The 4,772-nt window shown below is 43.8% G+C and carries 7 protein-coding genes; all 7 read left to right on the top strand.

Annotation, left to right across the window (positions count from 1 at the left end; genetic code table 11):
* Positions 1-91: 91 nt before the first annotated feature.
* Complete coding sequence (locus DWW81_RS12910; protein ID WP_117898176.1) at positions 92-289, top strand: hypothetical protein; 198 nt, start codon at positions 92-94, stop codon at positions 287-289.
* 125 nt (positions 290-414) lie between these two features.
* Positions 415-1,221, top strand: coding sequence for a DNA adenine methylase (locus DWW81_RS12905; RefSeq protein WP_117898180.1), 807 nt, complete (start codon positions 415-417; stop codon positions 1,219-1,221).
* Between the two features lie 9 nt (positions 1,222-1,230).
* The gene (locus DWW81_RS12900; RefSeq protein ID WP_117859745.1) at positions 1,231-1,497 is read left to right on the top strand and encodes a hypothetical protein; all 267 of its coding nucleotides are present in this window, start codon (positions 1,231-1,233) and stop codon (positions 1,495-1,497) included.
* Positions 1,494-1,916 (top strand): DUF3846 domain-containing protein, encoded by a 423-nt coding sequence (locus DWW81_RS12895; RefSeq protein ID WP_117898177.1) that lies wholly within the window; start codon positions 1,494-1,496, stop codon positions 1,914-1,916. Before DWW81_RS12900 ends, DWW81_RS12895 begins: the two co-directional genes overlap by 4 nt.
* Positions 1,917-1,930: 14 nt before the next feature.
* Positions 1,931-2,293, top strand: coding sequence for a SpoVG family protein (locus tag DWW81_RS12890; protein WP_117878156.1), 363 nt, complete (start codon positions 1,931-1,933; stop codon positions 2,291-2,293).
* A gap of 108 nt (positions 2,294-2,401) precedes the next feature.
* The gene (locus tag DWW81_RS12885) at positions 2,402-3,316 is read left to right on the top strand and encodes a hypothetical protein (RefSeq protein ID WP_117934723.1); all 915 of its coding nucleotides are present in this window, start codon (positions 2,402-2,404) and stop codon (positions 3,314-3,316) included.
* Between the two features lie 69 nt (positions 3,317-3,385).
* Positions 3,386-4,744 carry a SpaA isopeptide-forming pilin-related protein gene (locus DWW81_RS12880; protein ID WP_117898179.1) on the top strand — a complete coding sequence of 453 codons (1,359 nt, stop codon included), beginning with the start codon at positions 3,386-3,388 and terminating at the stop codon, positions 4,742-4,744.
* Positions 4,745-4,772: the final 28 nt, after the last annotated feature.

Below are 4,772 nucleotides of genomic sequence, written 5' to 3'. Positions count from 1 at the left end.
GGTGTTATCATCGGAACAACGATAGGTTCTCTTGCCGTGGCTTTTAAGTCTGCGGAAAAAGAGATCGCACGTCTTGATAAGGAGGTCAAAGATGCACACAAACAGAGTTAAAGCCAAAGTAGACTTCAAGTTCTGTATGGGTAATATCCCTGCAATGCTGAGAGCAACAAAGCCTGTGCTTTCTGAACGTCAGTACAAGGAGCTGTGTAATGAGGTAAACAAAGCCGACGGCTACCTTGAACAGAAACGCATCATATTCAGCTATGTTGACCCGATAATCAAGGGCTGAAAACAGCGTAAAATCTAATATTTATTAAGGTCGTTTTGCCAACAGCAGATCAAAAATCTGGTGCTTGCAAAGCGACTTTTCTGCTGTTGGTTCTAACGGCAGAAAGGAAAAACATGAACAGTTTTATGTCATGGGTAGGGGGAAAGAAAAATCTTCGTGACGAGGTTCTTGCAAGATTTCCGCCTTACTATGAAAGATATATCGAGGTGTTTGGCGGTGCAGGCTGGGTGCTGTTTCACAAGCCGCCCGGTATGGATTTCGAGGTGTACAATGACTTCAATTCAAACCTTGCGAATCTTTACCGCTGCGTTCGTGATAAACCTGCAAAGCTGAAATACAAGCTGAGATATGTGCTTGATTCAAGAGAGGATTTTGAGTATTTAGCTCTACTTCATAAGCGTGGCATTCTGCCTCGACTTTATGATGTTGACAGAGCGGCAAAGTTTTATCAGCTTATACGTTACAGCTATGCAAGCGGTCTTGACAGCTTTGGAAGTCAGCCACATTCAATGTGGTCTGATTTTCCGATGATAGACCTTGCGGCAAGGCGTTTGCAGAAGGTAGTTATCGAAAACAAAGATTTTGAAAAGCTGATTAAGCAGTACGATAGACCCGTCAGCTTTTTCTACTGCGATCCGCCGTATTTTGCTACAGAGAATTACTACAAGGACGTAGGTTTTACTGCAAAAGATCATATCAGACTGCGTGACGCTCTTCTTGATATCAAAGGCAGATTTTTGGTTTCGTATAATGATTGTCCTGAGATCCGTGAGATATGGCATAAACCAAACATTCACATTGAAGAGATAAGCAGGCTGAACAATTTGGCACAGCGGTATGACGGCGGCTGTCAGTATGCAGAGTTGCTCATATCAAATTATGACACAAGCGAACGTGCGAAAGCTATCAAACAGCTTTCGCTTTTTGATTAGGAGGTTTTTATGAAGAAGATAATATTGGCACAGGTTTTAACGGCAAAAGGCAAAACAGAATTTTCTGGGCTTTATGACAGGCACGGAAATGCTGTAACGGTAGAGGTCGAACGTGACAGCAGCGGTGTTTCACTTATCGTATGGCAAGACGAACAGAAAAAGCAGCATTTTGACTGTGGGATATCCGAAGAGGAAATACAGCGTACCTGTGCGATGTTTGATGACTGCGGCGATTGTCCGCTGAAAGAGTATTGTGAAAGTGAGGCAAAAGAATGAGGATACTCGTGTTTGAACCTCTGAAAGAACCGTATGTGAAAGATATCGAGGACGATATCCAGGCAATGCAGGAAGTAGTGGGAGGAAGCATTGAACCTATATATTTTGAGCAGACAAATGACGCACTTTGCTGGTGCAATGATGAGTTTCTGCTGAACGGTTCAAAGCCTAACAGGATAGTTGGAAATACACTTGTTCACGGCACTTTCTATATTTCAGGCAATTATCGTAACGAATACGGCGAATGGGATTCCTGTTCACTTACTGATGAACAGATAGAAAAGTACAAGCAGCAGTTTGATCATATCATAGTAGATCTGCCTGGTATCGGGCTGGTTGCTGTGAGAGAAACAAAGCCGGAAGTGATCCAACCGCTTGAAGAATATGAAGAAGAACCGGAAATCGAACAGACAATGTAAAGGAGAATGAAACTATGAGAATACACGCATCTATCAACAGAATGGTAAACAAAGAGGATTCAGCAATCAAGGCATATGCCAGCGTAACGATGGACGGTATGTTCGCCGTTCACGGACTGAGGGTCATCGAGACCGAAAAGGGCAGATTTGTCAATATGCCCTCCACCTCATACACCGATAAGGACGGCAACAAGCAGTACAGCGACACCTTCCACGCCATAACCAAGTCGGCGAGAACTGCCGTAAATCAGGCTGTGCTCAATGCTTATGATCTCAAGCTGCAGCAGGTTCAGCAGACGGATATCGAGGTGGAGAACACTCCCAATGAGGAAATGTCGGAGCCTGAAGATGAACCTGAACCGGAGCTAAGTATGTAGTTTGCTAAAGCATTTGCTGTGTATCTTGTAACAAAGGTAGAACTTTTGCAAAAAGTATAGATTTGTGGGCGGATATATGATATATTGCTTGACAAGGAGCGTGATGATATGAAAAGAGCGATATTAATTTTGATACTCTGTGCGGTGTTTTTATCAGCCTGCGGAAATGCAGCGGAAACTGCCGAAAGATCAGTAAGCGTCGACACTTCGGCAGTGAGCCAAACTACGACTGCGGTCACAGTTTCCGCAGTAACATCTGCAAAGGAAGAAAAGGATACAAGCGAAGCCACAACTACTACTTTTAAAACAAGTTCGCAGACGGTATCCGAGACTTCAAAACCGACAAATATCACAGTAACTACGACCAAGAAATCAGATCCATCAGGTTATTCGGGAAATTCCAGTCAGGGACAGAACAATTCTGCACAGAATAATAACGGTCAGGAAAATAACCATCAGCCTGTGCAAAATGATCCGCAGCCAGATAACTCGCCGTCCGATAATAACCGGAGCAATAACGGAGCGGAACAGAATAACGATCCGACGCCTCCGACTACAACTGCAAAGCCTGCGGTAACAAATCCGCCTGACACAACGACAAAGCCGCAGACTACAACAGTGCTGCAAACTCAACCACCCTTGCCGGTGCCTACTGAGGAAGAACGATATATGGATATCGGCAGAAGCTTATCTCATAACGGCTCTGATTACAGCAAGGCAGAGGCGGTATACAACTGGATGACTGAAAACGGTTCGGGCACTTGTGTGAATTATTCGTGGCAGACCTACTATTTGTGCAAAGGTACAGGTCTGGAATGCTATCTTGCATGGACGCCGTCAAAACTGTATGGTCATGTAGCAAATGTCGTTAAGGTAAACGGAACATGGTTTGTTCTTGATACGCAGGGACAAGGATTTCTGCTGAATAACGACTGCGGATTCAGCGAAATAATAGATATTGATGAATCATATATATCAGTGGCGGATTTGATAAGCAACCAAAGATATGATGAAATATATTAAGATGTGCAAACGAAAGAGCCGAAATCCGGCTCTTTTTCTTTGCAAAAATGAAAAGGAGAAATGCACTTTATGTTCAAAAAATCGAAAATATTAAAGAAACTCGGTGCAGGGTTCATGGCAGGACTCTGTGCTTTTTCTATGTTCGGTTCATCTATGAGCGGAGCAATCACAGCAAGTGCCGCAAGCACACCTATGGAAAACCCGGCATTTCCGTCAGCGGATACGGTGATCGCAAAGGCGGCGACCTTGCTGGGTACACCGTATACTTATGGAAACAAGGGCTACTGGTATGCGTATGATCAGGGTCAGTACACTCCGCTTTCTGTTGAAACGATAAATAATCTCGGCATTGACTGTTCGGGTCTTGTGTACTATACTCTTACGCAGCTTGGATACAAAACATCGGGGTTCAGTTGGAACAACCCTGTGCCTGTTGATACAGATCATTGGCTTACAGTCAATGATAACTGCACCATAACTTACGACGGAAAGACTTCAAAGGTCGAAGTCGAAAAGAAAAACATCAAGACAACGGACCGCCCGTATTGGGAGTGTGCTGACGGTTCGGTTATTACAGCAGGTTCTGTGGTGGTCGCTCAGAATCCGGTTGGTGAGGACCACGCTTGGATATATATGGGCGAATTTGATTCAAGAAATGATGTAATAAGCTATCTGAGATCTATTGGTGTTTCGGAAAAACTCATAAACTCAAAGACAGTTGGCGATGGAAAAGGTGCTGGCGGAAAGCATTGGAGAATAGAATCCAGCGGTTCGGAGGGCGTTGTTATCAACAACAAAACAGATGGCAAGACCGCAACAGCTATGAATATGTCGGCGTTCAGGATAACAAAAAATGATGTGAAATTTGAAATAACTAAGGTTCTTGCCTCAGACAGAACGGTTAAGATTTCAGGCACAAGCAAGGTAGACGGCACGGTTGCAAAATACGGAGTATATACCGATAAGGCTTGTAAAAACAAGGTCGGCGAGATCACTATCGGCAAGGACGGAACAGGCTCCATTCAGTTACCTGAAAAGAAGTATTACGTTAAGGAGATCTCCGCACCGACAGGTTACAGTATCTCTGAAGAAGTGTTCGCATTAAAGGCTGACGAAAATATATTTGTGACCGAAGATTTTACGAGAGGCAAAATTAAGGTCAATAAGACCGCCGATGACGGGATCGTAAGCGGCAGAGAGTTCAAGGTCACAGGAAACGACGGCAGCAGTTACACCAAGAAAACCAATGCAAACGGCGTTGCCGAATTTAGCGGATTAAAGGTATACAACACATCTACGGGCAAAGCGATCACCTACACCGTATCTGAGATCAATGTAGATACAAGATACGAAGTTCCTAAGGCTCAGAATGTTACGCTGACAAGCGGAGATGTTGATCTGACTGTAATCCTGTATAATAAAACTTGACACATAAAAAACAATCAAAGTATAATAA

This window comes from Ruminococcus sp. AF17-1AC (assembly GCF_003461385.1).
In the GTDB taxonomy this organism is placed as follows: domain Bacteria; phylum Bacillota; class Clostridia; order Oscillospirales; family Ruminococcaceae; genus Hominimerdicola; species Hominimerdicola aceti.
The sequence above is the reverse complement of the archived record's forward strand: the minus strand, read 5'-3'. Positions and strand labels throughout refer to the sequence as shown.

Excerpts from the sequence above, each read along its gene's own strand:
- DWW81_RS12895 (WP_117898177.1), top strand. The coding sequence starts at position 1,494 with ATGAGGATACTCGTGTTTGAACCTCTGAAAGAACCGTATGTGAAAGAT.
- DWW81_RS12910 (WP_117898176.1), top strand. The coding sequence starts at position 92 with ATGCACACAAACAGAGTTAAAGCCAAAGTAGACTTCAAGTTCTGTATG.
- DWW81_RS12880 (WP_117898179.1), top strand. The coding sequence starts at position 3,386 with ATGTTCAAAAAATCGAAAATATTAAAGAAACTCGGTGCAGGGTTCATG.
- DWW81_RS12900 (WP_117859745.1), top strand. The coding sequence starts at position 1,231 with ATGAAGAAGATAATATTGGCACAGGTTTTAACGGCAAAAGGCAAAACA.
- DWW81_RS12905 (WP_117898180.1), top strand. The coding sequence starts at position 415 with ATGTCATGGGTAGGGGGAAAGAAAAATCTTCGTGACGAGGTTCTTGCA.
- DWW81_RS12890 (WP_117878156.1), top strand. The coding sequence starts at position 1,931 with ATGAGAATACACGCATCTATCAACAGAATGGTAAACAAAGAGGATTCA.
- DWW81_RS12885 (WP_117934723.1), top strand. The coding sequence starts at position 2,402 with ATGAAAAGAGCGATATTAATTTTGATACTCTGTGCGGTGTTTTTATCA.